Origin of the sequence: Citrobacter arsenatis (genome assembly GCF_004353845.1) — a bacterium.
Classification (GTDB): domain Bacteria; phylum Pseudomonadota; class Gammaproteobacteria; order Enterobacterales; family Enterobacteriaceae; genus Citrobacter; species Citrobacter arsenatis.
Genome location: NZ_CP037864.1, coordinates 2,069,968 through 2,096,785 on the forward strand (window position 1 = coordinate 2,069,968; position 26,818 = coordinate 2,096,785).

31 protein-coding genes and 1 pseudogene are annotated in these 26,818 nt (G+C 47.5%); 21 read left to right on the forward strand and 11 right to left on the reverse strand.

The features are described 5' to 3' along the window. The first annotated feature begins 157 nt into the window (after nt 1-157). Nucleotides 158-1,381, forward strand: a complete 1,224-nt coding sequence (gene pepT / locus E1B03_RS10855; protein WP_103771398.1) for a peptidase T — start codon at nt 158-160, stop codon at nt 1,379-1,381. Nucleotides 1,382-1,486: 105 nt separating this feature from the next. Here pepT and roxA read toward each other — a convergent pair whose 3' ends face one another. The 8 genes and pseudogenes from roxA to E1B03_RS26465 form a co-directional block, all read right to left on the reverse strand. Beyond that, the gene (gene roxA, locus E1B03_RS10860; protein ID WP_103771397.1) at nt 1,487-2,608 is read right to left on the reverse strand and encodes a [50S ribosomal protein L16]-arginine 3-hydroxylase; all 1,122 of its coding nucleotides are present in this window, start codon (nt 2,606-2,608) and stop codon (nt 1,487-1,489) included. Nucleotides 2,609-2,700: 92 nt separating this feature from the next. Then, entirely contained in the window at nt 2,701-4,164 is a 1,464-nt protein-coding gene (phoQ, locus tag E1B03_RS10865) for a two-component system sensor histidine kinase PhoQ (RefSeq protein WP_133086182.1), read from the reverse strand. After that, nucleotides 4,164-4,835, reverse strand: a complete 672-nt coding sequence (phoP, locus tag E1B03_RS10870) for a two-component system response regulator PhoP (protein WP_046274776.1) — start codon at nt 4,833-4,835, stop codon at nt 4,164-4,166. The genes phoQ and phoP overlap by 1 nt, the downstream gene beginning before the upstream one ends. 73 nt (nt 4,836-4,908) lie before the next feature. Beyond that, nucleotides 4,909-6,195, reverse strand: coding sequence for a site-specific integrase (locus E1B03_RS10875; protein WP_133087213.1), 1,287 nt, complete (start codon nt 6,193-6,195; stop codon nt 4,909-4,911). Then, nucleotides 6,195-6,410 carry an excisionase family protein gene (gene xisR, locus E1B03_RS10880; RefSeq protein ID WP_003832298.1) on the reverse strand — a complete coding sequence of 72 codons (216 nt, stop codon included), beginning with the start codon at nt 6,408-6,410 and terminating at the stop codon, nt 6,195-6,197. The genes E1B03_RS10875 and xisR overlap by 1 nt, the downstream gene beginning before the upstream one ends. A gap of 66 nt (nt 6,411-6,476) precedes the next feature. After that, the gene (locus tag E1B03_RS10885) at nt 6,477-8,948 is read right to left on the reverse strand and encodes a 3'-5' exonuclease (protein WP_133087214.1); all 2,472 of its coding nucleotides are present in this window, start codon (nt 8,946-8,948) and stop codon (nt 6,477-6,479) included. A 141-nt stretch (nt 8,949-9,089) separates the two neighbouring features. After that, nucleotides 9,090-9,428, reverse strand: coding sequence for an RrF2 family transcriptional regulator (locus E1B03_RS10890; RefSeq protein WP_246044155.1), 339 nt, complete (start codon nt 9,426-9,428; stop codon nt 9,090-9,092). 45 nt (nt 9,429-9,473) lie between these two features. Then, nucleotides 9,474-9,617, reverse strand: a pseudogene (locus E1B03_RS26465) (hypothetical protein); the annotation flags it as partial. Nucleotides 9,618-9,701: 84 nt separating this feature from the next. Between E1B03_RS26465 and E1B03_RS10895 the strand changes: the two are divergent. Then, nucleotides 9,702-10,016 carry a hypothetical protein gene (locus E1B03_RS10895; RefSeq protein ID WP_071681809.1) on the forward strand — a complete coding sequence of 105 codons (315 nt, stop codon included), beginning with the start codon at nt 9,702-9,704 and terminating at the stop codon, nt 10,014-10,016. 376 nt (nt 10,017-10,392) lie between these two features. On the opposite strand, the gene E1B03_RS10900 is transcribed toward E1B03_RS10895, so the two are convergent. Continuing rightward, nucleotides 10,393-10,773, reverse strand: a complete 381-nt coding sequence (locus tag E1B03_RS10900; RefSeq protein ID WP_003832307.1) for a helix-turn-helix domain-containing protein — start codon at nt 10,771-10,773, stop codon at nt 10,393-10,395. Nucleotides 10,774-10,878: 105 nt separating this feature from the next. On the opposite strand from E1B03_RS10900, the gene E1B03_RS10905 reads away from it, so the two are divergent. From E1B03_RS10905 to arsC, 9 genes are all read left to right on the forward strand, one after another. After that, entirely contained in the window at nt 10,879-11,091 is a 213-nt protein-coding gene (locus tag E1B03_RS10905; protein WP_003832309.1) for a helix-turn-helix domain-containing protein, read from the forward strand. Between the two features lie 3 nt (nt 11,092-11,094). After that, a complete protein-coding gene (locus E1B03_RS10910; RefSeq protein ID WP_128611835.1) occupies nt 11,095-11,649 on the forward strand; it encodes a toxin YdaT family protein in 555 nt (184 codons plus the stop codon). Between the two features lie 252 nt (nt 11,650-11,901). After that, complete coding sequence (locus tag E1B03_RS26470) at nt 11,902-12,813, forward strand: DnaT-like ssDNA-binding domain-containing protein (RefSeq protein WP_246044156.1); 912 nt, start codon at nt 11,902-11,904, stop codon at nt 12,811-12,813. After that, complete coding sequence (locus tag E1B03_RS10920; protein WP_127785720.1) at nt 12,725-13,270, forward strand: replication protein P; 546 nt, start codon at nt 12,725-12,727, stop codon at nt 13,268-13,270. Before E1B03_RS26470 ends, E1B03_RS10920 begins: the two co-directional genes overlap by 89 nt. A gap of 123 nt (nt 13,271-13,393) precedes the next feature. After that, nucleotides 13,394-13,747 carry an As(III)-sensing metalloregulatory transcriptional repressor ArsR gene (arsR, locus tag E1B03_RS10925; RefSeq protein ID WP_133086184.1) on the forward strand — a complete coding sequence of 118 codons (354 nt, stop codon included), beginning with the start codon at nt 13,394-13,396 and terminating at the stop codon, nt 13,745-13,747. Nucleotides 13,748-13,794: 47 nt separating this feature from the next. Further along, nucleotides 13,795-14,157, forward strand: coding sequence for an arsenite efflux transporter metallochaperone ArsD (gene arsD / locus E1B03_RS10930; protein ID WP_038641374.1), 363 nt, complete (start codon nt 13,795-13,797; stop codon nt 14,155-14,157). Nucleotides 14,158-14,174: 17 nt separating this feature from the next. After that, a complete protein-coding gene (gene arsA, locus E1B03_RS10935; RefSeq protein WP_133086185.1) occupies nt 14,175-15,926 on the forward strand; it encodes an arsenite efflux transporter ATPase subunit ArsA in 1,752 nt (583 codons plus the stop codon). Nucleotides 15,927-15,972: 46 nt separating this feature from the next. Next, on the forward strand, nt 15,973-17,262 hold the full coding sequence (gene arsB / locus E1B03_RS10940) for an arsenite efflux transporter membrane subunit ArsB (protein ID WP_133086186.1): 1,290 nt from the start codon (nt 15,973-15,975) through the stop codon (nt 17,260-17,262). 12 nt (nt 17,263-17,274) lie between these two features. After that, entirely contained in the window at nt 17,275-17,700 is a 426-nt protein-coding gene (gene arsC / locus E1B03_RS10945) for a glutaredoxin-dependent arsenate reductase (RefSeq protein WP_038641366.1), read from the forward strand. 67 nt (nt 17,701-17,767) lie between these two features. Here the strand turns inward: arsC and E1B03_RS10950 are convergent, their stop codons facing one another. Then, complete coding sequence (locus E1B03_RS10950; protein WP_038641364.1) at nt 17,768-18,064, reverse strand: ArsR/SmtB family transcription factor; 297 nt, start codon at nt 18,062-18,064, stop codon at nt 17,768-17,770. A gap of 99 nt (nt 18,065-18,163) precedes the next feature. On the opposite strand from E1B03_RS10950, the gene E1B03_RS10955 reads away from it, so the two are divergent. The 10 genes from E1B03_RS10955 to E1B03_RS26475 all read left to right on the forward strand — a co-directional run bounded on the left by E1B03_RS10955 (nt 18,164) and on the right by E1B03_RS26475 (nt 24,324). Further along, nucleotides 18,164-19,255, forward strand: coding sequence for a permease (locus tag E1B03_RS10955; protein ID WP_133086187.1), 1,092 nt, complete (start codon nt 18,164-18,166; stop codon nt 19,253-19,255). Between the two features lie 283 nt (nt 19,256-19,538). Beyond that, nucleotides 19,539-19,772 carry a DinI family protein gene (locus E1B03_RS10960; RefSeq protein ID WP_133086188.1) on the forward strand — a complete coding sequence of 78 codons (234 nt, stop codon included), beginning with the start codon at nt 19,539-19,541 and terminating at the stop codon, nt 19,770-19,772. Between the two features lie 47 nt (nt 19,773-19,819). After that, entirely contained in the window at nt 19,820-20,062 is a 243-nt protein-coding gene (locus E1B03_RS10965; protein ID WP_133086189.1) for a hypothetical protein, read from the forward strand. A gap of 719 nt (nt 20,063-20,781) precedes the next feature. Then, nucleotides 20,782-21,204, forward strand: coding sequence for a hypothetical protein (locus E1B03_RS10970; RefSeq protein WP_133086190.1), 423 nt, complete (start codon nt 20,782-20,784; stop codon nt 21,202-21,204). Continuing rightward, nucleotides 21,201-21,581, forward strand: coding sequence for a hypothetical protein (locus E1B03_RS10975; protein WP_133086191.1), 381 nt, complete (start codon nt 21,201-21,203; stop codon nt 21,579-21,581). Before E1B03_RS10970 ends, E1B03_RS10975 begins: the two co-directional genes overlap by 4 nt. 24 nt (nt 21,582-21,605) lie before the next feature. Next, complete coding sequence (locus tag E1B03_RS10980) at nt 21,606-21,866, forward strand: membrane lipoprotein lipid attachment site-containing protein (protein WP_133086192.1); 261 nt, start codon at nt 21,606-21,608, stop codon at nt 21,864-21,866. Between the two features lie 194 nt (nt 21,867-22,060). Continuing rightward, the gene (locus E1B03_RS10985; RefSeq protein ID WP_032949512.1) at nt 22,061-22,261 is read left to right on the forward strand and encodes a hypothetical protein; all 201 of its coding nucleotides are present in this window, start codon (nt 22,061-22,063) and stop codon (nt 22,259-22,261) included. A gap of 2 nt (nt 22,262-22,263) precedes the next feature. Beyond that, nucleotides 22,264-22,623, forward strand: coding sequence for a RusA family crossover junction endodeoxyribonuclease (locus E1B03_RS10990; protein WP_133086193.1), 360 nt, complete (start codon nt 22,264-22,266; stop codon nt 22,621-22,623). Next, a complete protein-coding gene (locus E1B03_RS10995) occupies nt 22,620-23,234 on the forward strand; it encodes a hypothetical protein (protein WP_103771382.1) in 615 nt (204 codons plus the stop codon). Before E1B03_RS10990 ends, E1B03_RS10995 begins: the two co-directional genes overlap by 4 nt. A gap of 901 nt (nt 23,235-24,135) precedes the next feature. Continuing rightward, entirely contained in the window at nt 24,136-24,324 is a 189-nt protein-coding gene (locus E1B03_RS26475; RefSeq protein WP_103771513.1) for a hypothetical protein, read from the forward strand. A gap of 567 nt (nt 24,325-24,891) precedes the next feature. On the opposite strand, the gene E1B03_RS11010 is transcribed toward E1B03_RS26475, so the two are convergent. Next, nucleotides 24,892-25,977, reverse strand: a complete 1,086-nt coding sequence (locus E1B03_RS11010) for an FUSC family protein (RefSeq protein ID WP_103771380.1) — start codon at nt 25,975-25,977, stop codon at nt 24,892-24,894. Nucleotides 25,978-26,818: the final 841 nt, after the last annotated feature.

A 26,818-nucleotide genomic window follows, 5' to 3' on the forward strand; every position in this document is an offset into this window, starting at 1 on the left:
AATCGCCAATCCTTGTTGCGAATTACTGACTTAGCCCTATAGTCAGAGGGGATGTCAGGGCGAAATATTCTCACTTGCGGGGATAAAAGTGACCTGACGCAATATTTGTCTTTTGTTGCTTATTGATAATGTTGTCACAAAAAGTGAGGGTGACTGCATGGATAAACTACTTGAGCGTTTTTTACACTACGTGTCGCTGGACACCCAATCAAAATCGGGCGTGCGGCAGGTACCCAGCACCGAAGGACAGTGGAAGTTATTGCAACTGCTCAAACAACAGCTCGAAGAGATGGGGCTGGTAAATATTTCACTGAGCGAAAAGGGGACGTTGATGGCCACGTTGCCCGCTAACGTTGCTGGTAATATTCCCGCGATCGGCTTTATTTCCCATGTGGATACCTCACCGGATTTCAGCGGTAAAAACGTTAATCCGCAAATCGTTGAAAACTATCGCGGTGGCGATATTGCGTTAGGCATTGGTGATGAAGTTTTATCGCCGGTGATGTTCCCGGTACTGCATCAACTTCTGGGTCAGACGCTGATCACTACAGACGGTAAAACGCTACTGGGTGCGGATGATAAAGCTGGTGTGGCGGAAATTATGACCGCACTGGCGGTGCTAATCCAAAAAGACATTCCGCACGGTGATATTCGCGTGGCTTTTACACCGGACGAAGAGGTTGGTAAAGGCGCGAAGCATTTTGACGTTGCGGCATTCGATGCGAAGTGGGCCTATACCGTTGACGGCGGTGGCGTGGGTGAGCTGGAGTTTGAAAACTTCAACGCCGCGTCGGTTAATATCAAAATTGTCGGCAACAATGTGCATCCCGGTACCGCAAAAGGGGTGATGGTGAATGCGCTGTCGCTGGCGGCGCGTATTCACGCTGAAGTTCCGGTAGACGAAAGTCCGGAAACGACGGAAGGCTACGAAGGCTTTTATCATCTGGCGAGCATGAAAGGGACGGTTGACCGGGCGGATATGCACTACATCATCCGTGATTTTGACCGCAAGCAGTTTGAAGCGCGAAAACGCAAGATTATGGATATCGCCAAAAAGGTCGGCAAAGGGTTACACCCGGATTGCTATATCGAACTGGTGATTGAAGACAGCTACTACAATATGCGCGAAAAAGTGATTGAGCATCCACATGTGCTGGATATCGCCCAGCAGGCGATGCGCGATTGCGATATTGAGCCAGTACTGAAACCTATTCGTGGAGGTACCGACGGCGCGCAGCTGTCGTTTATGGGATTACCGTGTCCGAATCTGTTCACCGGCGGCTACAATTATCATGGTAAACATGAGTTTGTCACTCTGGAAGGGATGGAAAAAGCGGTACAGGTGATTGTGCGTATTGCGGAATTGACGGCGAAACAGTAGTCGTTTTTGCCGGTAGATGCCGGATGGCGCTTCGCTTATTCGGCCTACGGGATACGATATTTGTAGGCCGGATAAGCGAAGCGCCATCCGGCACACTCTCAAAATTTACCCTTCGAAGAACCAGTACCCGCTGTTGACCAGCGCGGCAAGCATGGCAAGGAAAGATGGATCTTCCAGCGCATCCTCAAAGTTCTCGGCTGTTAGCACAATATGACTGGCCAGCGCTTCCAGGGCCGGGCGATGCGGTGAATCAATTTTCTCACCGTTAGCGTAGACGTCATCCCCGATGCGCAATACACGCAATCCGCCCAGACGCACTAATACATCCCCCTGTTTCAGGGCATCGTAAATTTCGTCTGGCTGATACGGTGGCTCTGGCGGGGCAATATCCAGTTCATGACGAGACTGAGAAATAAACTCGCCAAACCACTGCTGGAAATGTTCGGGTTGATTGATCAGCCCCAGCATCATTTCGCGCAGCTTGTCCATCTCCTGCGGCAGAACGTCTGCCGGATGATCGCGCGGCGGCAGCTCAGGATCGCTGTAATACGTGCTGCCCAACTCACGTTGCAAAACGTAATCGGCGAAGCCGCTGATAAGCTCGCGAGTGTTTGGCGCGCGGAATCCGACCGAATAGTTCATGGCGTTTTCCAGCGCATAGCCTTCGTGCGGGAATCCTGGCGGAATATACAGGATATCGCCGGGTTCCAGTTCTTCATCGATGATGGCTTCAAACGGATCGACCTGCAGCAGGTCCGGGTGAGGGCAATGCTGCTTTAACTGCAGTTTTTCACCCACACGCCAGCGACGACGCCCGGTTCCCTGAATGATAAACACATCGTACTGATCCAGATGCGGGCCAACGCCGCCACCGGGTACGGAGAAGGAGATCATCAGATCGTCGATGCGCCAGTCCGGCAGTTCGCGAAACGGGCGCATCAGCGCGGCGGTTGGCTCATGCCAGTGATTGACCGCTTGTACCAGCAATGACCAGTTGTTCTCGCCGAGATGATCATAGCTTTCGAACGGACCGTGGCTCACCTGCCATTTACCGTCCTGGTGGCTGACGAGTCGGCTGTCGACTTCGCTTTCCATTGCCAGTCCAGCCAGTTCGTCAGGAGAGAGTGGGTCAATAAAGTTATTAAACCCGCGTTTTAAGACCACTGGGCGTTTCTGCCAGTGGCGTTCAAGAAAATCGGGCCAGTTAAGTGTGAGTTGGTATTCCATAATGAGCATCCCGCAGGCTGGTATCTGCAACCGATTATAACGGATACTTAACCTCAAGCGTGAAGTCAGTACATATTTATTACATGCGACGATTACTCGTCTTTCTGGCCCGGCTGCTGACGGCCAAAAATAACTTCCATGCGCGCGCCACCCAGCAGGCTGTCGCCTGCAATTATCTGCCCGTCATACTGCTCGGTGATTTCCCGCGCCACCGCCAGCCCGACGCCTTGTCCTGGGCGTAGCGTGTCTACGCGTTGTCCACGGTCAAACACCACTTCCCGTTTGCTTTGCGGAATTCCAGGACCATCATCTTCAACCAGAATATGCAATTGATCCTCGGACAGTTGCGCTGAAATTTCGACAAATTCCAGACAGTATTTGCAGGCGTTATCCAGAACATTGCCCATCACTTCGACAAAATCGTTCTGCTCGCCCACAAAACTGATTTCGGGTGAGATATCGAGATTAATGTTGACCCCTTTACGCTGATACACCTTATTCAGCGCCGAAGTGAGCTTATCCAGTAACGGTGCGACCGGATGCAGTTCGCGACTGAGCAAAGCGCTACTGCCACGCATACTGGCGCGATGCAGGTAATAGCCTATCTGCTGGGAAATACGGCTGATTTGTTCCAGCATGATGGGCTCAGCGTCGCTGACGTTCATCTTTTCATTACGCATCGAGCGGAGCGTACTCTGTAGTACCGCCAGCGGTGTTTTCAGACTGTGCGTGAGATCCGTTAACGTGGTGCGGTATTTGTCGTAACGCTCACGTTCGCTTTTTAAAAGCCGATTGAGATTGCGAACCAGGCTGGTTAGTTCTCGCGTAGTGGCGGGGTTCAGCATCTCACGATGATGTTCCTCAAGCTCACGGACTTCGCGCGCCAGCGATTCAATCGGCCGCAGACTCCACCAGGCGGCCACCCATAACAGCGGAATGACCAGCAATAGATTGGCGACCAACACATAAATAAACCAACTCCAGACCATATATGAGCGCTTAAGCTCAATAGGGATGGTATCGACCACCACAATGGTCAACTGTGGCATTCTGGCAGTAGCAGGGTAGACGTTCACCGCCACGGAGTGGGTCATTTCGGCATCGTCGTCATCTTCTCTGACTTCTTTTAGCTGCTGCTGAGCGGAGTGATCTTCGCCTAGTAAGGTGCTGGTAGCGTCTACATTGGCTTCAATTTCATGAAAACCATTCGTTTTTAACCAGTCAGGTTGAATACTTTGCGTTAGCCAGGGAACATTGCGCTGCGCCCACAACAACTGACCACTTTCGTTATAGATCAGCGACATTGTTGGGCTTTGCATATCGAGATTTTCGGGCAGCTCGATATTAATCTTGCCGTTCTCCCATTTTGCCAGGGTATAGAACAGATTGCTTTCACCGCGCAGCAGGCGGAACGTTGTCTTATCGAAGCTGACGCTGTAGCCCACCAGGGCAACCATGCCGTAGGCCAGTGAGAGCACCAACACTACGCCTGCAGTTGCCAGTAAAAAGCGCAACCGCAGCGATAACGGGAAAAAATGACGCAATAATTTATTCATTAGCGCAATTCAAAAAGATATCCCTGACCACGCACGGTGGTGATGACGTCGTTCGGGTATTGCGCCTGTATTTTCTTACGCAGACGTCCCATCAGAACATCAATGGTGTGACTTTCACGCAGTTCGGCGTCCGGGTAAAGTTGCAACATGAGCGAATCTTTACTTACTACTTTTCCGTTATTACGGATGAGCGTTTCCATAATGGTGTATTCGAACGCCGTAAGTTTGATAACTTCATCATTGACGGACAATTCCCGGCGAGACAGGTCCACCTGAAAAGGCGGAAGGGAGATAATCTGCGATGCCAGACCGCTGTTGCGTCGCATTAGTGCCTGCATGCGCGCCGCCACCTCTTCGATGTGAAACGGTTTGGTGACGTAATCGTCAGCGCCAGCGCTGAGTACTTCCACTTTGTCCTGCCAGCCTTCACGCGCGGTTAACACCAGTATCGGCAGCGAAACCTCATTGCTGCGCCAGCGACGGATCAACGACAAACCGTCTTCATCGGGGAGTCCTAAATCAACGATTGCGATATCTGGCAGATGCTCATTCAGATAATAGTCCGCTTCCTTTGCATCTTCTGCATCATCAACCTGATGCCCTAAATCCTGTAGCTGAACCTTGAGGTGGTGGCGTAATAAAGCATTATCCTCGACAACCAATACGCGCATCATCGTTCCTCCCTAAAATAACGGTATGAATAGTTTAACGCTGATTATGTGGATTGAAAGCAGCGCTATGAAATTAAATAACTTTTCTCATGCTCCCCTGCCCGTGGGGGCGCCCTGGGGGCAGTGCTGTTGGCATCTGATTGTTCAGCATGTTGACCTGATCCTGGTTCATGTCGCCAATCCACTTGGAGTAAACCTCGTACACCATGCGCGCATCTTCATGTCCCATCTGACTCGCTATGAATGACGGGTTCGCTCCGGCCATCAAAGTCCAGCATGCGTAGGTATGCCGTGACTGATAAGGATTCCTTTCGCGGATATTGGCAAGTTTAGTGCCTCGCTTCCAGCCATAGGCAATCGAGTTCTTGGAGAAGTAACTGCCTTTCCTGGACGAATATGCTGTCGGTGAAAAAACGAAGCGAAGAGATTGCTGCTCAGTTTTTCCGATCTCCCGATGGTGAAATCGAATTTCTTGCTTCGGATTAGCGCCGGTGATTTCGTATTGTTCCTTTAGTGCATCCAGCGCAGGTTTAAGCAACGTTATCGTCCTTATTCCGGCATCTGTCTTAGGGGGTACAAATACTCGCTTATTCGTCAAACTTCTGGATACGTGGATTTCACCTTTTACCAAATCAATGTCTTCCCATGCCAGGGCGCATATCTCGCCCGGCCTCATCCCCGTATGTACGGCAACAATAATGATTAATGCCTGGCTACGGGGAAGGGCGGCTATCAGAGCCTGGTACTCATGAAGTAAAAGTGGGTCGGGATCATTTTTAGATAACTTGAGTCGCGACACTCCTTCATAAGGAGCATGCAATATAAACTGGCTTCGGTTTGCGAGCTTAAGCATTTCTGATAAAACTGCCATCTGTTTATTGACTGTTGAGGGCGCGCGGCCCTGCCTGGCCAGATTCGGCATCGCCGGGTTAATAATTGTCCCGGTCAATAACTCCTTTCGGTAATGCAAGATGTCGGCATGCTCAATATCTACCAGACGGGTATTTTCTCCGATTACACGTAGTAACGTATTTACGACCGAAGTAAGCGATAGCAGTGTTGCACCAGATACCTCTAAGGCTTTGGTGTCTGTAAAAAAATCACTTAATTCTTTAAACGTGGTGATTTTTTTGGTTGTGATGAACTTCTTAAGCGCTTTGGATTCCGGGAAACGTTCCGCATAGTCGAACTTACCGAGCTGTATTTCACTTGTTATGAGCGCGCGAAGATTTCCAGCTTTTTTGATGTTGCTGCTGTTCACCGTCCAGCCGCGAAGGACTTCGCGGCAACGTTTGCCGCGATAGGTAAATGTGATCCGTATTTTTCCATTATGCAGCTCAACGCCGGTTGGAAAGTCCATCATGCTTCCTGTACTAATTGGTTAATCTTTGGATAGTTGTACCAAAGCAGACCTTTAGAATTGTCAGTTTCCCCGAGAGCTGTCAGATGTTTGAAATGCACGCCTTCGATCCACAAATTCAACCGATAACTTTTAATTTGTCTTTCAGACAAGCCGGTCTTTTCTGTTAGTCGCGCTTCCACCATCCACTCTTCGCTGAAAATGAGTTGCGACATACATAACTCCGATGCCGCCAGCCACAACAATACATGCTGCAACTGGCTGTAAGTGAAAACCTAAAATCAGTTTTTTGTCAGGCGCTGCCAGATTGCAGATACGTATTTGACCTGATGCCGGGCGTCAGAAAGCGCATTGTGCATGTCGCCTTCAAACGGGATGTCGAAGCGTGGGTTGATACCGACAGATTTACCCAGTTCAACCATGGTCCTTACGTCCCTGTCATTCCAGAACGGAACAGCGAAGGGAGTTTCTGTTAATGCATATGCGCGGCGGAGAATGACGTTATCAAACGAGCATCCATTACCCCACAGCTGAACAGTGTGGCTACCGTTAGCAGCATTTTCAGCAATAAAGTCAGCCAGTAGTTCAAGGGTTTCACGCAGCCCCATGGCCTCATCAACCAGAATTGCAGAACGGGCTTCAGATGATTGTTTCAACCACCACTGAATTGTTGACGCATCCGGTTTCATGCCAAACGACATCGATGATTCAAGACTGACAACCTGGTAAAATTCGGCACCAGTGTTACCAGTTGAAGGATCAAAATATACGGCGCCGATAGAGACTATTGGTGCATCAGGACCGCTGCCCATAGTTTCCAAATCAACCATCAGGTGAGTATAAAAAGCGTTCAGGTGATCCGTATCTATATGGTGAACGGGTTCATTATTCAGGGAAGATGGAGGCTCACCAGTTGCATCCGTGCTTTCAACTGGCAAAGCTGCTGCTTCGCCCTGAGGCACATCAGGATTGGCTTTGATTTCGCTGTTGTCAGTTTTTTCCATCTGCACATCGCTGGTGGTTTCCTCGGTATTGGCTTGATGTAATTTTTCTTCGACGGCGCGCTGGCGTACCTGGTCTACGACAGAAAGCGCTGGCGCCGGCTGGTTACCCATCAGGCCATCAATGGAGAAAACACCGTTGCCCATGTTGGCGATTTCTGGTTGCTCGGTTATTGCCTTCTGTTCAGCTGTGGACTTCTCTTTAATCTCGTTTTCCCAGCTTTTTTCTGGTACGTGACCGGCTGCCGCCAGGGTTTCTTCAGTTGGGTGCTGGTGGTCGGTTTCAGTCAGGTTTTTGTTGATGTAACGGCTCAGCAGTTCCGGGAAATGGTGAGTGTTTTCTTCTGCACTACGAATAAGCGCGAAAATAGCGGCGCGGGAATAATCCAGGATGCCAGCGCGTTTGCGCAGGGCGGCGGACCACTCTTTGAACGGGCTTTCGTTTTTAGAAATGATCTCTTTTGCACGACGGAAAACGCCACCAGGAATATCGTAGATGTTGAAATCCATTGGAAGTGTGGCCAGCGCAATATCAATGTCCAGAGTATCCAGCGTGTGGACAAGTTGCGGGTTGCGATCGGTCTTATTGCCTCCACCAGCGTTGGTTCCGGAGTCAGTGCGTTGAATCTGCGACACACGATTGCCCTTACACCACTCTTTAACCAGCAGCCCACGGTCAATGTGTTCAGTGTTGAACCAGGCCTTAAAGAACTGAATGACGGTGACCAGATCAACTCGTTTTCCATCAACCGGAAAAACGGTTTTCAGCGCGCTGACAATCTTCCAGATATCGATCTCTGGCGCTTTCCTGAATGGTTCTACATTCTCGGAGGCAAGCAGCAGGTTCTGCACATAGCTGTTATCCACATCCAGCTCGAGTTCTTGAATGGTTTTCTTCTGCTCAGTATCAATATGGTAAGCATATTCTTCAGAAATAAACTGAGCTAAGAGGCGCTGGCGTAGCGGCAGAGTCGCAACGGTAATAAGCTCTGGCGTTACAGGTGGAGTGGCATGTTCATCACCCGCAACTCCTGCTTTCTTTTGATTAACCCACTCCTGAACGGTAAGAGCTCGCTTTTCTGGTTCTGCAATCCATTCGGTAATAAATTGCTCAAATGAAGCAACGGTATAGACCTGCTCACGGTCGAAGACTTCTTTTACAGCGCTTGCCAGCTTCCACTCGACATGAGCAGAAAGCTCTTTCACCGCTGGCACATTCGCAACGGCTTGTAACAGGTTTTGCACATAGAGATCATTTTCGTCCAGTTCCATTTGTCCGATCTGGATGTGCTGCGCTTCACTGATTTCCTTCTCTTCAGTGTCATTGACCAGGTGCGCAATCAGTCGCTGAGACAGGCGCAGGCGAGATATTGGGCGGAGCAACTCTGGTGCATCGCTGGTGGGTACATTGGCACTGGTAGTTTCAGGTTTTTGCTGGCTGGAAGTCTCCTGATTTTCATCATCAGGCCTCTGTTTCAGTTGCCACGTCTGCTGGTCTTCTGCCAGTTCGTAACGATCGCACCATGTGTCATCAAGTGTGCTTTCCTCAGGAAGATCGTCAACAACAAACCAGTTGGTGCGGACTGGTAATTGATAATCGGCACCACGACCGACGGCAATACCATTGTCTTCGAGAATATTGAGGATTTCGCGTTCTGCACGGGAATCTGATTTCGCAGAGAACCAGCAAAACAGGTTTTTTGCCTCAGTAGCTTTCGCTTTGGCTTTAATAAGATACGCATACGTTAACATTGCGTTCGGGCTCCATTGGATTGTAAGATACCCGGCAGCTGATGATCGCCGCCTAAGGTAGTGGTTATTGGTCAAAACTCGTTCCGGAAAGCTTTGGTCGGCTGACCGGGTACTTAACCCGCCTTGCGCGGGTTTTGTGCTTTATGGGGTAGGGGATTTTCCCTGCGCCAGCTGTGCGACGGGAACCCACTCCAGAGCATTCAGCACGGGTTCAAATGAATCAGGCGTGTGAGTAACGGCGCGAACGACGTCAGCCACGCTGGGATTTGCTTTGCGAAGGTGGTATCCGCCACCAGCGCCACGCTGGCTGGTTACGATTTCACTGCTGCGCAGCTTCGAGAAAATCTGCTCGAGATAAGACACAGACAGCTTTGATTCTTTACTGATAGATGCGATGGAAACCGGACTGCCGTTGTAAATCCTGTTGAGGATGGCAACGACCTGAACAGATGCCACCACACGTTTCATTCCAAACTCCATAGTCACTTCCTTACTGATGCTGGCAACAGCCATTGGTCAAACTCGTTATGAACGAACTGCAGTCTGTTGGTCGGCAGACGGGTCGCCCTTCTGTGCGAGCATGTAGCAAATTAGTCGAATGATTACTTCAATGCGGTTTAGATGTACGGCCTGACACCGCACTGGTTTACGTGCGAAATCAATCATTTTGGTTTCCTTGTTTTACCGGTCATTTCTCCATTTCAGGCTCGGTGGTAAGCTGGTATTTCCCATCTAGCCAGCAAGGACATAAAAATGGCCGCTCGACCAATAAGTGTTTTTTGGTTCAAGAACCGCGCACAGTATGATTCCTGTAAAGAAGTTCTGACCGATTCGTGGGTATTACCTGATGACTATCGGGACTGGCTCATCCGTTTCAATCAAATGATTGAGCGTTACGAACGTAGCGGTATCCAAGTTATTAAAATAGAGATAGAGCCCAACGAGTTCTCCGTTTGGTGCCTCTCCAATGGCTGTGAAATAAGCACCAAGAGCTGCAACGATTTCGCTGTTTTCCATGGCAGTAGCTATGCGATCCGCGACAGAGAACTTGATAGGGGATATGACTAAGCAAACCTTGCCTCCAACTTTAGTTATTTCGATCCTCATAATGTTTCCCTCAACATTCTGTCCCTGTGTCCAGTAACAGTGATACAGGGGGGTTCTTCATTTAGCCTTATCGCTGGCAAGCGGAACGGTACTGACTGCTGCGCATTAATGTTCGCCATCTCATCCGGTGATTCGTATGCCGCCGGCAGCTACTTCGTGGGCGTCCTGCCTAGATGACGTTTTTCAAACTGTGTTTATATTTAAACTCTAAATGTGTTTGAAAGTCAACACATCATGTGTTTAAGGTGGCGTGGATGATAACGATATGGGAAAAGGGAAGGTGAAAGGCATAAAAAAACCAGCCAAGTAGGCTGGTTAGATTGTTAAAAATTGTAGCTTAATCGTCAGTTGGCTTTAATCGTCCCCGAAGGTACTTCTCGACATACTCATCAATTTCTTTCAGCCGCAATTGAAAGGTATCGATCATTCTGTCTTGTTCAGACTCCGGCAACTGGTCAAAAAGAGTAATCAACTTACGATGTTTTGGCGTTAACCATGATTCGGCGTGATCATCACCAAACATTAGTTCAGCAGGGCTAATTCCGAGAGCTTTAGATATCGTTATAGCGTCGTCAACGCCCACATTGCGGCGACCCGCTTCATAGTTCCCGATGCGTGACTGAGCCCACCCACATAACTCTGCGAGTTTAGATTGCGACATATTTTTCTGTTCGCGTAGCTGCTTCAGTCTGGCGGCAATTGCAGTGTTTATATTCATTACTGATTTTTACCACGTTACGTGTTAACGCTCAAAGAACGTTTCGTCTTGACTATCTAACACATTGTGTGTTTAATTCGGCTAAACACTAAATGTGAGGACAAGATGAACAACATCGCCAAAGAACGGCAAGCGCTCGGTTTAACTCAAGAGCAATTAGCCAAATTATTCGGGTGGCGTCAGTCAAGGCTCTCAAATTATGAGAACGGAACACGTCAGCCTGGCCTACCGGAATGCAGATTGATTGTGGAGAAGCTTAACGAGTTAGGGCGCACCTGCTCTCTTGATAGTGTATTTCCACCACAAAGCGAGGTCTGAAAGATGCAATCAGTAGCTTATACCCATAATAAACCACGAGTAGCCGCTGCGGTGAAATCGCAAAATCAATTTAAACCCCAGCGACGTGACAGTATCCAGCACCGTGCCATATTGGCCGCCGTTCGTGAATGGGAATCGACATTACCAGGACAGGCACAGGAACGGATCGCTCAGCTGGTGGCTGAAGAGTGGGCCAAAGCAGATGGGCGCGGAATTGCTGTTAATAAGCAGAATTTATTCCGATATCTGAAAAATGAAGGGGGGTCAGAAAAGTACACGGCTTACGTTATGCAGCTGTCAGACTCAATCATTGCTGCTATGCCAGTTCAGATTGCCAGGAAGCACGGGTTAAGTAATGCGAGCACAGAAGCGGAGCTGGTGGCGAACGCTATCAAAGAGTGCAGTGAGGCACACCATGCGAAATTAATTGGCGCTCCATTACAAAAGCTCGAGAAGGAAATTCGTGAGGCGGCAATCGCATTGTTCAACATGCTACCTGCTGACGCGGTGGGACCACTACTGGCGAGTATAAGCGCCGTAGCGCCGCAATTGTTTTAATCGAGTTTTGACCTATGACCATTATTACTGCAACTCGCGGGGTGAAGTATGCCTAATCCTTTGGCTAAGGCCATGCCTAAGAGTAAGGCTAGTAACGAGCCTTACCGTAAGGTGAAGATCACCATGTGGGATGATCCTAAGTTTCGAGCCTTATCACCACTCCCGCCAAGTGGGCAGAGTCTGTTTATTTACCTGCTTACAGGTCCATTCACAGGGATTATTCCCGGGCTTTATAAGGCGGGAAGGGCGGCTATGGCCGAAGAATTAAACTGGGATGTCGAAGCCTTCGACTTAGCCTTAGGTGAAGCCATAGCGTTAGGTATGGTGGAAGCCGATCTTAAAGCCAGAGTTTTTTGGTTGCCTAATGCGGTGAAACATAATCCGCCAGCATCAGTAAACGTGATCAAATCCTGGGCAAGATCGTTTGAATTACTGCCCGAATGTTCACTGAAAGATAAAGCTTATGAAGCTCTCAAAGTCGCCTGCTTCGGGGTTTCTGACGCTATGGGGATGGCTTTTGATAAGGCTTTCGCCTTGCCTAAGGATAAGGCTAAGTCTTTGGCTAAACCTTTGCCATCAGGTATCCAGAAAGCAGTTAGCAGTAAACAGATCTTAAACCCCTCTCTTAACGCGGGCGCGATGAAAAATCCGAATGGGGAGGAACTGCCATCCCCGTCCATGCCCCGGTACCTGGACGGTGTTGATGAACCGATCGGGAAATTCAGCATGGCAGATAGCTGGCTTCCCTCCAGAGACTTCCGACAGCGCGCCGCATCGTGGGGTATCTCCCTGCCTGAACCAGATTACCTTCTGACTGAACTCGCAGAATTCACCGCGTATTGGGAGTCGGAAGGGAAAGTTTTTACTCAAATCCAGTGGGAACAAAAATTTGCCCGACATGTAGCCCGGGTGAGAACGCAGGTAAAACCAGAAACCGGAGGTAACAGTCATGTGGGAGCAGGATCAGAACCAACAGCATCCCGGGCAGTTCAGCAAATTCAGTCAGCACACGCAGAGTGGCGCCGCAGGAATGGACTTGATGGCGACGGAAACAGCCTGGCGACTGTGGCAGGTCATGGGGGAGGTGTATTCGAACCGATGGACCCAGAAGAACGGGGCGGAGCCTTCGCCTATCTGGATAGCCCAGATAGGTTCGATGACTGAACCTCAAATTCGGCTGGTCTGTCAGCAATGCATGGAGCGCTGCGCGATGGGAAATACATGGCCGCCTGACCTGGCTGAGTTTGTTTCTCTGGTTTCAGAGAGTGGGGCGAATCCATTCGGACTGAAATCGGAGCAGGTTATGACGGAATACCGGCGCTGGCGCAATGAGTCATATCGGTATTCAGGAAGCGATAAATATCCATGGCCTCAGCCCGTGCTGTATCACATCTGCATTGAAATGCGGAGAACGGGCGTAGAACGACAAATGACAGAGGGGGAGCTGAAACGACTGGCAGAAAAGTTACTCACGAAGTGGTCGAAGCATGTTGGTAATGGACTAAGTGTCCCACCAATTCGACGTCAACTGGAAGCGCCGCGCCATCCGGCAGGACCAACGCCAGCACAATTACTGATAGATGAATACAGGCGTCGAAAAGCGGCAGGATTAACAAATTGAATAATGAACAATCAGTAAATCTGATATTAAAACCACATAGCCATCATATTCGAATTTTCGAATGTGATGGTTGACGACACTCAACTATTGCAGGAAACTACGGAGAGAATTCAGGAGACTAAAATGGCTGAACTAACTTCTCTACAACTCTTCAAAAACCTTTCCGATGAAACTCGGCTGGACATCGTGTTGCTGCTTAGAGAAATGGGAGAGCTATGCGTGTGCGATCTCTGTACTGCGCTGGATCAGTCGCAGCCCAAGATCTCCCGTCATCTGGCAATGCTCCGGGAAAGTGGATTATTACTGGATCGCAAGCAGGGCAAGTGGGTTCACTACCGCTTATCTCCGCATATTCCGTCATGGGCTGCTCAGGTAATTGAGCAGGCTTGGTTAAGCCAACAGGACGACGTACAGGCCATCGCCCGTAAGCTGGCATCGGCAAACTGCTCTGGTAGCGGTAAGGCTGTTTGCATCTAAAAAATTTGCCTGAACATATATGATTTTTCGAATGTGAGGTATTCAGAATGAAGACGTTAACGGTGTTTGACCCGGCAATGTGCTGCAGTACCGGCGTATGTGGCTCAGATGTCGATCAGGTTCTGGTTGATTTCTCTGCTGATGTGCAGTGGCTGAAAGGACGTGGCGTACAGGTTGAACGTTATAACCTGGCGCAGCAGCCCATGAGCTTTGTTCATAATGAGAAAGCGAAAGTATTCCTCGAAGCATCTGGAGCAGAAGGGCTTCCGCTACTGCTGTTGGACGGTGAAACGGTGATGGCTGGGCGATACCCAAAACGCGCTGAGCTGGCTCGCTGGTTCGGTATTCCGCTGGAGAAGGTAGGGTTAGCTCCCACCAGCTGCTGTGGTGGTAATACTTCCTGTTGCTGAATATGTCAGGAGGACATATGAAATTCTTAGAGAATATCCCGCCTTACCTGTTTTTTACTGGCAAGGGTGGCGTAGGAAAAACGTCCATTTCCTGCGCGACGGCTATCCGCCTTGCCGAACAAGGTAAGCGGGTTTTGCTGGTCAGTACAGATCCAGCCTCCAATGTCGGTCAGGTATTCGACCAGGCTATCGGTAACACCATTCGCTCTGTGACAGCAGTTACTGGACTTTCCGCTCTGGAGATTGACCCTCAGGAAGCCGCCCAACAATACCGCTCCAGAATCGTTGATCCTATCAAAGGTCTTCTGCCTGAAGACGTTGTTAACAGTATCAGCGAGCAGCTTTCAGGAGCCTGTACGACTGAGATTGCGGCGTTTGATGAGTTCACCGGCTTATTGACAGACGCTTCCCTGCTGACCCGCTTCGATCACATCATTTTTGATACAGCGCCGACGGGCCACACGATTCGCCTTCTCCAGCTTCCCGGTGCCTGGAGTAGTTTCATTGAAAGTAATCCGGATGGTGCTTCCTGTCTTGGCCCAATGGCCGGGCTGGAAAAGCAGCGTGAGCAGTATGCTCATGCGGTAGAGGCGTTGTCCGATCCTGAACGTACCCGCCTGGTTCTGGTTGCACGACTGCAAAAATCTACGCTGCAGGAAGTAGCCCGCACCCATGAAGAACTGGCCGCAATTGGCCTGAAAAACCAGTACCTGGTTATTAATGGTGTGCTGCCTAAAGCCGAAGCTGAACATGACGCGCTGGCTGCTGCGATATGGCAACGGGAGCAGGAAGCACTGGCAAATCTTCCTGCTGGTTTATCTGAGCTACCGAGAGATACCTTATTACTCCAGCCAGTAAATATGGTTGGTGTGTCTGCGTTGAAGGGGCTGCTGGATACCCGTTTTGATGCATTACCGCTCCCGGTAACGAACGTCCTGTACACGCCTGAAAACTTATCGCTCTCTGACCTGGTCGATGATATCGCCCGCAGTGAACATGGCCTGATTATGTTGATGGGCAAAGGTGGTGTAGGGAAAACCACGATGGCTGCTGCCATCGCCGTAAGGCTGGCAGACATGGGATATGACGTGCATCTCACCACCTCTGATCCCGCTGCGCACCTGAGTACAACGCTGAACGGCAGCCTCAAAAACCTGCAGGTCAGCCGCATCAACCCTCACGATGAAACCGAACGCTATCGCCAGCATGTTCTTGAGACGAAGGGAAAAGATCTGGACGAAGCAGGGAAACGGCTATTGGAAGAAGATTTACGTTCTCCCTGTACTGAAGAAATTGCCGTGTTCCAGGCTTTTTCCCGAGTGATTCGTGAAGCAGGTAAGCGGTTTGTTGTCATGGATACAGCTCCCACTGGGCACACGCTGTTGTTGCTGGATGCTACCGGGGCTTACCACCGAGAGATTGCCAAAAAAATGGGGGAGAAAGGTCATTTTACTACCCCAATGATGCAGCTTCAGGACCCGGAACGAACCAAAGTTCTGCTGGTCACTCTGCCTGAAACCACACCGGTACTGGAAGCGGCAAGCCTACAGGCTGACCTTGAAAGAGCGGGGATTCATCCATGGGGCTGGATTATCAATAACAGCCTTTCCATCGCGGATACGCGTTCTCCGTTGCTTTGCCAGCGCGCTCAGCAGGAACAGCCTCAGATTGAGGCTGTTAAGAATCAGCACGCTGACCATATAGCGCTCGTTCCGGTACTGGCTTCTGAGCCAACAGGTATTGAAAAACTCAGAGAGTTGGCGAGTTAATTTTTTGTTTATACAGGGCGGCAGATCCGCCCTGTCAGGAGGGTGTATGTTACTGGCAGGCGCTATTTTTGTCCTGACCATTGTCTTGGTTATCTGTCAACCGAAAGGATTAGGGATCGGCTGGAGTGCAACGCTGGGCGCGGGCCTGGCTTTGATTTCTGGCGTTGTGCATATAGGCGATATTCCGGTGGTGTGGAATATCGTCTGGAACGCGACAGCGACCTTTATTGCGGTGATTATCATCAGCCTGCTGCTCGATGAATCAGGCTTTTTCGAATGGGCGGCATTGCATGTTTCACGCTGGGGTAACGGTCGTGGCCGTTTGCTCTTTACGTATATCGTTCTGCTAGGTGCAGCGGTGGCGGCACTGTTTGCCAACGATGGCGCGGCATTGATTCTGACTCCAATTGTCATCGCCATGCTGCTGGCATTAGGTTTCAGTAAAGGTACTACGCTGGCATTTGTCATGGCCGCCGGGTTTATTGCCGATACGGCCAGCCTGCCGCTTATCGTGTCGAACCTGGTGAATATTGTTTCGGCGGACTTCTTTGGTCTGGGATTCACCGAATATGCCTCGGTGATGGTACCGGTCGATATCGCCGCCATTATTGCCACACTAATTATGCTGCATCTGTTTTTCCGCAAGGACATCCCGCCAAGTTACGATCTGGCCCTCCTAAAGAAACCAGCAGAAGCAATAAAAGATCCGGCTACATTCCGCACTGGTTGGATAGTTCTGATTCTCCTGCTTGTTGGTTTCTTCGTCCTCGAGCCGCTCGGTATTCCCGTTAGTGCGATTGCAGCGGTTGGGGCGATAATTCTGTTTGCAGTGGCGAAACGAGGCCATGCCATTAACACTGGTAAAGTGCTACATGGTGCACCCTGGCAGATCGTCATCTTCTCATTGGGGATGTACCTGGTGGTTTACGGTCTGCGCAACGCAGGGCTAACCGAATATCTTTCAGGTGTTCTGAACGTGCTGGCTGATAAAGGACTCTGGGCCGCGACGCTGGGTACTGGCTTCCTGACGGCTTTCCTGTCTTCCATCATGAACAACATGCCTACCGTGCTGGTTGGCGCTCTTTCTATTGATGGCAGTACCGCAACCGGCGTCATCAAAGAGGCGATGATTTATGCCAACGTGATTGGCTGCGATCTGGGGCCGAAAATCACACCTATTGGTAGCCTGGCAACGCTGCTCTGGCTACATGTACTTTCACAGAAGAATATGACCATCACGTGGGGATACTATTTCCGCACCGGGATTATCATGACTCTGCCTGTGCTGTTTGTAACGCTGGCAGCGCTGGCGCTACGTCTCTCTTTCACTTTGTAATGAGATACTGATATGAGCAACATCACCATTTATCACAATCCAGCCTGCGGCACGTCGCGTAACACGCTTGAGATGATCCGCAACAGCGGTAATGAGCCGACCGTGATTCTTTACCTCGAAACTCCACCTTCACGTGATGAGCTGGTCAAACTCATTGCTGATATGGGTATTTCCGTCCGGGCTTTGCTGCGTAAGAACGTCGAGCCGTATGAGGAACTGGGTCTTGCCGAAGATAAATTTACTGACGACCAGTTAATTAACTTTATGTTGCAGCATCCGATCCTGATTAATCGCCCCATCGTTGTAACACCGCTGGGAACCAAACTGTGCCGTCCTTCTGAAGTTGTTCTGGATATCCTTCCTGATGCTCAGAAAGGGGCTTTCGCCAAAGAAGATGGCGAGAAAGTCGTTGATGATGCAGGCAAAAAATTGAAATAAGCGACAGGAGAGCCGCCTGTTATTTAGGCGGCTCCTTTATCAAATAAAAACAATGGATTGCCTCGATTTAAATCTTTGGACTGTTGATGCAACATTCTTCGCGTAGAAAATCAATAATCGATTCTAACTTGTCATATTGAGAAACGCAGATTAAGGAGCGGCTTTCGCGATTTTGTTTGACCAGACCAACGGAAACAAGAGCGGATATATGATGACTCAGTGTTGAAGATGGAATCGCAAGTTGTTTTTGTAGATCACCTACAGGTAAACCTTGTTCACCGGCTTTAACAAGGTGTTTGAAAATAAACAAACGTGTCGGATGTCCTAATTCTTTCATAGCTTTAGCTACTTCTTCTAGTTGCATGGTGCCTTCCTCGTCTAGTGATATTTCGATAATACCAGAAATATGTTGATCTAACCTCAATGATTCGATTATTCTAGAAATATAGTTTATGGGGGTTTCATGAATAGCTGGATTTCTATGTTTACTAACGCGGCAGAGATGTTCTTGTTTCTTGCTGTCGAGTTGTCTGCGCTTTTTTTTCTGATTAGTGCGGGTGTTAGCCTTATCAGGCAAAAAATTCCGGACCAAAAGATTCAAAGAATGTTAGGGGCGAGAAAGGGGAGAGGTTACATACTTGCATCGCTGTTAGGAGCTGTAACACCGTTTTGCAGCTGCTCTACAATTCCCATGTTACGCGGACTGTTATCAGCAAAAGCAGGCTTCGGTCCAACACTTACATTCTTGTTTGTTTCACCTCTGCTTAACCCGATAATCATTGGTCTGATGTGGATTACTTTTGGTTGGAAAGTTACTCTGCTATACGCTGTTATAGCTGCAACAGTTTCCGTACTGGCAAGTATTTTGTTAGATGTGCTTGGTTTTGACCGACATATTGTCGAAACATCAAAACCGCTGGCTAGCTGTTGTGGTGTTAGCAGTGGAAAAACTCTTGAAACTAAACTACGGAGTGTTTCAGCTTGCTGTTCTGTATCAAATCAACAGGACATAGGGGCTAATAGTTGTTCTAAACCACAAGAAACGTTTAAGAGTTTCTCAGCATTTCGGGGCACAAATTGTGAATTGAGCTGCGAGACAGGTCAAACAAATAAACAATTCTTCCCGAAAAGTGTAGTAAGAGATCCTGGTGCGATACGTCTGGCATTTCAGGATGCCTGGACTCAATTTAAAGATGTATTACCTTATCTGATGTTAGGTATTGTTATAGGGTCGTTTATCTACGGTTTTATACCTGCAGAGTGGATTGCTGCTCATGCCGGGCATGATAATCCGTTTGCGATTCCATTAAGTGCAGTTATTGGAATACCTTTGTATATACGTGCTGAGGCAGTAATTCCGTTGGCATCAGTCTTGATGGATAAAGGCATGGGAACGGGAGCAGTAATGGCTCTGATTATTGGTAGCGCTGGAGCTAGTCTGACGGAAGTAATACTGCTTAAATCAATGTTCAAAACACCCTTGATTGCTGCATTCCTGACCGTTATTTTGGGCATGGCGATTATTATGGGATACCTGACACAGTTGCTATTTTGATTGGGTATGTTAGACAGAACCAGAAAAAGTTGCAGGGGGGGCGAGCGTATGAAAGTTGTGCAATCAATCCCCATCAATACAGTTATCCAAATTTAAGGACGTTGATATCTCCATACTTACTATGGTGTTCAAACAACAAGTCCGCATTGGATTGAACCCGCTTCGGCGGGTTTTTTTGCATCTAATTGATAGGCTAAGGTTAGCAATTTGTGCTCTTAAGTCATTGATCATTTCAATGTATCGGTGTACTGTACAAATATACAGTATTGCAGTGGAGGCTAATATGAAAGTTGAACTCACCATTGATCGTACTAAAGAACTTCCAAAGGGAGCAGTTCCGGCTCTGGAGAAAGAGTTACTTAAAAGGTTGGGCAACCACTATGAGAACTGCAGCCTGAGCATACGGCGTACAGGCTCCGATGGTTTAAGCGTGTTTGGGGGGGACAAGGAAGATAAAAAGCAAATAGAGACTATCCTCCAGGAAACATGGGAAAGCGCTGACGACTGGTTTTATTAATTATTTTGGGTGTTACTTTGATCCCGTTTGCATGGGGGGGAGTTTAAGTGAAAGAAAAATTAGAATTGCCCAAAAAAGGCTACGCAGTCATCAGATGTCACGATGGGGTCATCGTTGCCAGGCTGCAATCATTTCCTGAGTGTGAGCGCGCCCTGATGTATAGGCGCGGTAGTATGGTGTCATTTATGCCACTTCAGGATGATGAAATTATCGGCACGCCAACATTGTTTACCCGGATGTTAGAAAGGGCTGGTTATCGTGTTTCCTTGGGAGTAGGTAGATGCTCTTAAATGTGGTAATGAGTATTGTTATGCTATGAATTAATTATCATAAAACTATTAACCCCAGTCGTATACTTATGCCATTGGGGTGTGTGGCCTTAACGAAAGGTAACAGGCTTGCGCTACAATATCACTTCATTTGCAGTACATCACTGAAACAACTCGATGATTTATATATCAGCCTTCCATTAATAATTTAGTAACCTTGCTGTAAATAACCTTCAACTTTTCATGTGGCCAATAGTTATAGCTGTATATTTACGAGTGAATGTTTACTTTGGTTTGCACGTAAAATGTAGAGTCAGAATATTCTCATTAAGTGGTAGGTGATTAAAATAATTTGCATGCCTCATATAAATAGTGATATCTATCACATAACAAAACATGTGCATCATTTGCATCTTAATGAGTTTGATTGATGAGCTAATATGCTGTCACTGCATGCGTGGTAACCTTTTGTTATTATTGGGTTTCAATAACGGAGTGTACATTAAAGCATCATTTTATAATGTTTTAATTGCGGGATTGTTATGAAAGTAGATATTAAAAATATTCATTGAGAAATTTAATAACCAACTGCTTCTTTGTGGACTTAACTCCCACGCCCCACGCAGTAGTGGGGTTTTTTAAAGAATTATCTGGTCTGTTTTGCAGTACCTGCACCTATTTAAAGATAGACCAGATAAAGGCAGTCAGTTTGTGTTTTCACCAATCCAATGAGGTTGTCTATGAGGATGGTTTTGATTTTTCCAGTATTAATACTTGTGTTGTCGGGATGTTCCCAACAACCAGGCGAGGAAACGTCGCAGGAAAAAGTACAAAACATATTCAAAGAAGCAAATATAACGCCAAGTTCTGTTGAACTTGAATCAACAGCAAGTTTGCTTGATGAATGCAGCATTAATGGGCGTAAGGCCAAAGCCGAGGGGAAATCAATTTCAGATGTAATATCAAAGGCTAACAAAGATACGGATACAGCTCTGGCAGGGTTCAATTCAGTTATGAATTCAAAAGGTATGTCTAAAAAACCGGAAGGTAAAAAGGCAGAAGAGTTGCTGCGTCTCACTTTATTAGCCTGCACAGAAACGGAAATTCAGGCATATCGCACGGGTGTCGTAAGTACTAACAATCCAGTAAGAGGTAAATCATGAAAAAGTTAATTGCATTTGCCATTGTAGCTGCAATTCACTCATCACCGGCATTAGCTATTAATGCACAATACCGCACTCAGCTTGAGCGTTCCGGTTGTACTGAAATGAATGCAGGAACTACTTGTGATATTCACAAAACTGTGGAGCAGAATGAACGAAATGCCCGTCGCCATGGAGGTAATAATTCTCCGGATGTAATCCGCGCTCATTTAAATCAGATGGTGGTTGGATCTTTCCGTGGAGAGGCAGTCGATGTAATGGAGTCTGACGGATGGACGCGTATTTCTCAGGACGGCACTAAATATCGTAAGGGGGAGCATTATGCAACCCTGGTCTGGGGACAGGATGATGCGGTTGCATCGGTAGTTGTACGCTGATTAATAATAAAAGAGACACAACACATGAAAAAAACAATCATATTTATTGCATTCACAGCTTTATTATCTGGCTGTTCTGCAGATTTTGCACAACGTTACGCTGATGCGAAACGTGAGCAGGACCGTAAGGAACACCACCATCACCATCATGACCGTCAGAACGATGATTACACCAGCTCCGATGGATATCGCATGATCACTAAGCAAGGTGTAACTCTTCCTGATTGTGAGGAACTGCCCGATGCCAGTCAGGCGGATAATGGTGGACGCTGCTGGTACAGGTAAAGCAGAAATTCTTACTGTCAGAACAGCTTTTACGATAATCCATCATTCTGTTAGACTTCAGTCTCAGGCCTGAACAACCTGAACCTGCTGCGCCATAGGAGAGAACCAATGGCGCAAAATCAAATCCAAAATACCCATTCACTGACGTTAACCAACGCCAGCGATTTTCTTTTTGCCGCATCCAGAGGTGCGTTATGAAGAAAAGCTGGTTTCAACATACCCAACTCACCACTGAGCAGGCTGACGAACTGGAAGCCCGCTATCGCGCAAAGCAGATTAAGACAGAGCGTAGTCTTGATAATGACTTTATTCACTGGACGATCAGCGCGTTCTTGCCAGAAGCATCTAAGCCTCCTCGTCAGGACAGAACCTGGCAACAACGGATCTGGAGGTGAATGTGAAAGTCTACGATATCACCCCAATGGGCAAGCCCAGAATGACGCGCGCTGACAAATGGAAAAAGCGCCCCGAGGTTCTGCGTTACCGGGCTTTCTGTGATGAAGTTCGTCTACAGGGTGTTGAGCTGCCGGAAAGCGGTTCGCATGTCACCTTCATTCTTCCTATGCCAGCGAGCTGGAGCAATAAGAAACGGACTGAGTTCAATGGTAAACCACACCAGGCTAAACCTGATTTCGACAACATGATGAAAGCCCTGATGGATGCTATTTACGAAAATGATGCTCATATATGGGATGCACGGGTATCAAAATTATGGGGTGAAACAGGGAGAATTATTATTGAGGAGCTAAAAGCATGACGCCACGCCAACGAAGACTACAGCAGTCAGCATTTGAAAAAGCAGCAGCTGCGCCGCGTAAAAGCTGGCTGGGTAAATGCATTCTTCTGACGGGGATTCAGTCAGGATGGATTAAATCCCTGCTCACTACATGGGGCGAGGGTGTGGGAGGAAAAACAGCACCTCGTATGCCGCGGGGCCATGCGTGCTGGAATGTGCTTAAGGGACGGAACTGGTCAGATAAGGCGTTAGAGCGCTTCACTGTAGCGTTGAACCAGGCTCGTGAAGAGGGATTCCGTGGACAGCAGGCGATGAACAGGGCACATAGCATTCTCTGGCCACAGTCAACTGCCAGTGTGATTGATGAAGCTTTGCAGAATGATGATGTCGATTTTGTTGAACAATGCGTACTGCAGGCACTGGATATAAACGATCCGGTTTATGTCGTTGGTCTTCAGTATTACACCACCCGAAAAAAAATCTCAGACATAACCCGGGAACTGCAGGCGATTGCGCCATGGTTAACCGACGGGGAGGCGAGAAAGCGCGTGCGATGGTGCCTGGAAATATTCAGAGCAAAAACATTTCTTGCGGTTCGTAACCAGATGAGAGCTGGGTTAGAGGATTGTTAGTCATACCAAAAGAGGAGCTGACCGGGAGACTGATGAGTCTGTAATTCGAAACAAAAACCCCGGTCAGTAGCTGGGGTAACTGGCTATTACTGACGATTCTGTTTAAACCGCTTTAAATCTCAATACAAACAATAGCAACGGAGTAGAAGGGCCACAGAATGGAGGTTATCACCGTATCAGCCAGGTCAAATTCTAGGCCGTGTACTCTATCCCCACGAACTAACAAAGCAAACATCACGATGAAGCCCGCGATATATATGGCCAAATAGTGATAAAGGCTCATGATAATTCCATTTATTAGGTTTGGCCCTGAGTCTACGTGCAATAACCACACAATTAAAATTGGTATTGCAGATCGATTTTCATTTATCGATCGTTCAAAACGATCGTTTCGTAACGAACAGCTCATTTATTGAGTAATGTTTGTACAAAATATTGGCAAGAATTAGCTATAAGTGCTTTATGACGTAAAAACGTTTGAAAACGGGCCAACAAAGTGAATAATTAATTCATGCTTGGCAGAGCTGCGCCACGATGGCAGCGACGAAAAGCGAACAATTTGAACATAACGAGAACCCCGCCGACGCGGGGTTTTTGCTTTCCGGCGATACGACAGGGGTATTCGCGAGGTGCATAGCACCAGTACCCCTGTCATATCGTCGATCCGCAATCGTCTGCAAGATAACAAGGCCTCCCAACCAAGCGGGGCTATTTTATGCCGCTTATTCTGAGAGGACTCACAGCAATAAGGTGAGTAAAATTCCTTTTGTAGTTTTGAACGTAATGCTCTAAAAGCTGATGCCACAAAGTTGCTGCTTAATTCAACATGTAGAATTTCTAACGCCAACTGCAAAGTTGAAGGCATATACTGCTTTGTAACCAGGGCGGGATGGGCACGCATATGAAAGAGGGCTATTACTGGATTCAGCATGTAGGCATTGTACAGGTGGCGTACTACACGAATGACACTGTTGATGATCTGGAATCGGGTAAAACAATCACAGGTGTCTGGCATCTGACCAGAGGCGATGACATTTGCCATAACGGTGAAGCAGAGGTGTTAGAAGGTCCTCTCTCTCCACCATTGTAAACAACTGTACTTACTTCGAGGCTGCCGCATGGCGGCCTTTTTCATTTCAGGCTCACGGGAATCATCCGCTACGTGCTTTGTTGATAAATTCAGCCCGTGAAGCCTGCCACTTTCAGAATAATAGTGCTATTTGTTTGCAGGCTTTTCTCATTATTTCTAAAGTTATAGAGTATCCAGTAAAAGCTCTTGTTTTGAAGTGGTTGTGATGAGTCCTCCCCAAGCGGATGGGTGAAACTGACAGTAAACAGTGCCAGTGAATGACATGCTTAACGCTTACGGGGCATGGTTTGTCAGCCAAAGGACCACCGGGAGATACCCGACACCACAACTGAACTTAAACCAGTCATACTGTTATCATCGTGGTGGAGAGATGGCGTTATGAAAATGCCCTTCAGAAATACCGTGATCGGGCTCAGCCTATCTATAGGCATTGCACTAATTATTGTTTCCCTGATTGTTGTTCTGAATGGCATTGGATTATGGTAACCCGCACTCTTAGCGTTCTGGAGACCGACATTTTTCGGTGCCTTTCATGTTCGGGCTGACGTTACATAATTAACAATAAAATCATTTATTTTCTGTCAGAGCTTTCGTTATCAAGGTTGATAGTGCTTCAAGCTGGATTGCAAGCTGGATACTTAACCAGACATATCCATGAACGGCACTTTCCATTACCTCATCACTTTCATTTGCGAGTAAAAGGCAATGCAACTCTTGTGTGATTTCATTAAGACGTTCGCTGTTTGATGCTATTGGAGACGGATTACCTTCATGCAGTGCATGAGCCAGCGTACTGAGAGTGTTGCGAGTCATTTGTTCCATGTCGGAAAGTGTATGAGAGTTCAATATCAGAAACCGGCTGCCGCGCGATGCCCAGTGGGCATTTATCTGAAATTTTTGGGCAGCTATCATATCTCGGGTTATCGACTGAATCTCCTCAAGCAGACTCTTTGCAATCTTTGTTTCTTTATTCACTGGTGTAATCAGACCACGCATTTTGACTACATTAGTTAACGCACGTGTTTGAAGCCCGGTCATTCTGGGCTGGTTCAGAACGTTTCGTGAGACCCCGGCTGAAGTGATTTTTAAGTAATCAGCAAGAAAGTCAGCAAGTTGGATACGCCAGTTAATGAATGCTCTTTGGGGATAAATACTGGTAAACAGCATAGCCAGAATACATCCCAAAATAATATTGGTGCTTCGCCATAATGCTGTCTGTAAGTCCCCGGCAGGAGCACTGCTGACTACGGCAAGCGTTATCCCAACAAGTAATGCAGCATACGGGCGTTTACTCATGGCCAGATAGCCGCAAAGGAAAGCAGCGCATCCACACCAGAGCATCATCAGAGTAAGAGAGTACATTTCAATGTGTAATGCAATGATCCCCAGAATTGCACCACCTACAGTTCCTGCCATTCGCTCAAGTGCTCTGGGGATAACGTTACCCATGTAGCTTACAGGTCCCATGACGACTACGAGTGTAATCAGGGGCCACGAGTGGTCTGGCAAATTCAACATTCTTATCAATAAGAACGTAATAACGAACGCTACAGCAATTCGTATCCCATGCACTATACGGTAGTTGCGGTAGATCTTTAGTTCTAAAGGACTTATCGGTTTGTTCCGTTTAACGGAAAAAATGTTCTTTTTCATTGTTTAAAGTCTTTAACTAAGAGCAAACGATAAAGAATATTCAGGTATACACTGAAAAAAACAGCTAGTCTTACTTTTTTAAATTTTAAAACCGCTGCGTGCTATTCAGGCTTACTGTTGTTAATTAGTTGCTAATTGAGTGATTAAGATGGGAGCATTCTGTAATACTCATTTTATCTTTGGGATTATCATTATGAGTATAAGTGCAGAGAACAGATTGAATGATAATCTGACATAAATTTAACTTGTTGACTTTAATCATTATTAAATTGTTGTGTGGTTTCCGGAAAATGGTTAGCATGGTTCAGATGAAGTACCTTCTTCGGTCAGGTAAATCTGCTTTAATGGTGTCTCTGGACGATTTCAAATCGGCAACAGTATCTGGGTAAAATACAGGATGAGCAAATACAAAATAGCAGCTCTGATGACTACAGCGTCAACGGTCGCACTGTTCTGGACAGTGGCATTAATCTTTGGGATGCTTCATTCTTTGGGTCTGTAGTCGAAATTGATTTAAAGCTTATAAAACATAACATTACACTGGCAGTTATGAGACGAAGGGGTATTGATATTAGAATGTCTGATATTCTTATCGCTGTATATTTTTATGAGCTAAGGTTTGAGCCAAAGCTCATTATATAAAATAAAGTTATATTAGAAAAAGGTATGCAATTAAACGATGCGTATCATCGAAATGCAACTGTATAAAGAGAAAGTGCAATAGCCAGAAATATCCAGTATTGAGAATGATAATGGAAAAGTTTAAGCATTAATATCCTCCACAGAGTTGGTTGTTAATTAATGGCAGATTTAAATGTCAACAACAAACAAAAAATCATGC

Excerpts from the sequence above, each read along its gene's own strand:
- pepT (WP_103771398.1), top strand. The coding sequence starts at position 158 with ATGGATAAACTACTTGAGCGTTTTTTACACTACGTGTCGCTGGACACC.
- roxA (WP_103771397.1), bottom strand. The coding sequence starts at position 2,608 with ATGGAATACCAACTCACACTTAACTGGCCCGATTTTCTTGAACGCCAC.
- phoQ (WP_133086182.1), bottom strand. The coding sequence starts at position 4,164 with ATGAATAAATTATTGCGTCATTTTTTCCCGTTATCGCTGCGGTTGCGC.
- phoP (WP_046274776.1), bottom strand. The coding sequence starts at position 4,835 with ATGCGCGTATTGGTTGTCGAGGATAATGCTTTATTACGCCACCACCTC.
- E1B03_RS10875 (WP_133087213.1), bottom strand. The coding sequence starts at position 6,195 with ATGGACTTTCCAACCGGCGTTGAGCTGCATAATGGAAAAATACGGATC.
- xisR (WP_003832298.1), bottom strand. The coding sequence starts at position 6,410 with ATGTCGCAACTCATTTTCAGCGAAGAGTGGATGGTGGAAGCGCGACTA.
- E1B03_RS10885 (WP_133087214.1), bottom strand. The coding sequence starts at position 8,948 with ATGTTAACGTATGCGTATCTTATTAAAGCCAAAGCGAAAGCTACTGAG.
- E1B03_RS10890 (WP_246044155.1), bottom strand. The coding sequence starts at position 9,428 with ATGGAGTTTGGAATGAAACGTGTGGTGGCATCTGTTCAGGTCGTTGCC.
- E1B03_RS10895 (WP_071681809.1), top strand. The coding sequence starts at position 9,702 with ATGGCCGCTCGACCAATAAGTGTTTTTTGGTTCAAGAACCGCGCACAG.
- E1B03_RS10900 (WP_003832307.1), bottom strand. The coding sequence starts at position 10,773 with ATGAATATAAACACTGCAATTGCCGCCAGACTGAAGCAGCTACGCGAA.
- E1B03_RS10905 (WP_003832309.1), top strand. The coding sequence starts at position 10,879 with ATGAACAACATCGCCAAAGAACGGCAAGCGCTCGGTTTAACTCAAGAG.
- E1B03_RS10910 (WP_128611835.1), top strand. The coding sequence starts at position 11,095 with ATGCAATCAGTAGCTTATACCCATAATAAACCACGAGTAGCCGCTGCG.
- E1B03_RS26470 (WP_246044156.1), top strand. The coding sequence starts at position 11,902 with ATGGCCGAAGAATTAAACTGGGATGTCGAAGCCTTCGACTTAGCCTTA.
- E1B03_RS10920 (WP_127785720.1), top strand. The coding sequence starts at position 12,725 with ATGGGGGAGGTGTATTCGAACCGATGGACCCAGAAGAACGGGGCGGAG.
- arsR (WP_133086184.1), top strand. The coding sequence starts at position 13,394 with ATGGCTGAACTAACTTCTCTACAACTCTTCAAAAACCTTTCCGATGAA.
- arsD (WP_038641374.1), top strand. The coding sequence starts at position 13,795 with ATGAAGACGTTAACGGTGTTTGACCCGGCAATGTGCTGCAGTACCGGC.
- arsA (WP_133086185.1), top strand. The coding sequence starts at position 14,175 with ATGAAATTCTTAGAGAATATCCCGCCTTACCTGTTTTTTACTGGCAAG.
- arsB (WP_133086186.1), top strand. The coding sequence starts at position 15,973 with ATGTTACTGGCAGGCGCTATTTTTGTCCTGACCATTGTCTTGGTTATC.
- arsC (WP_038641366.1), top strand. The coding sequence starts at position 17,275 with ATGAGCAACATCACCATTTATCACAATCCAGCCTGCGGCACGTCGCGT.
- E1B03_RS10950 (WP_038641364.1), bottom strand. The coding sequence starts at position 18,064 with ATGCAACTAGAAGAAGTAGCTAAAGCTATGAAAGAATTAGGACATCCG.
- E1B03_RS10955 (WP_133086187.1), top strand. The coding sequence starts at position 18,164 with ATGAATAGCTGGATTTCTATGTTTACTAACGCGGCAGAGATGTTCTTG.
- E1B03_RS10960 (WP_133086188.1), top strand. The coding sequence starts at position 19,539 with ATGAAAGTTGAACTCACCATTGATCGTACTAAAGAACTTCCAAAGGGA.
- E1B03_RS10970 (WP_133086190.1), top strand. The coding sequence starts at position 20,782 with ATGAGGATGGTTTTGATTTTTCCAGTATTAATACTTGTGTTGTCGGGA.
- E1B03_RS10975 (WP_133086191.1), top strand. The coding sequence starts at position 21,201 with ATGAAAAAGTTAATTGCATTTGCCATTGTAGCTGCAATTCACTCATCA.
- E1B03_RS10980 (WP_133086192.1), top strand. The coding sequence starts at position 21,606 with ATGAAAAAAACAATCATATTTATTGCATTCACAGCTTTATTATCTGGC.
- E1B03_RS10985 (WP_032949512.1), top strand. The coding sequence starts at position 22,061 with ATGAAGAAAAGCTGGTTTCAACATACCCAACTCACCACTGAGCAGGCT.
- E1B03_RS10995 (WP_103771382.1), top strand. The coding sequence starts at position 22,620 with ATGACGCCACGCCAACGAAGACTACAGCAGTCAGCATTTGAAAAAGCA.
- E1B03_RS26475 (WP_103771513.1), top strand. The coding sequence starts at position 24,136 with ATGAAAGAGGGCTATTACTGGATTCAGCATGTAGGCATTGTACAGGTG.
- E1B03_RS11010 (WP_103771380.1), bottom strand. The coding sequence starts at position 25,977 with ATGAAAAAGAACATTTTTTCCGTTAAACGGAACAAACCGATAAGTCCT.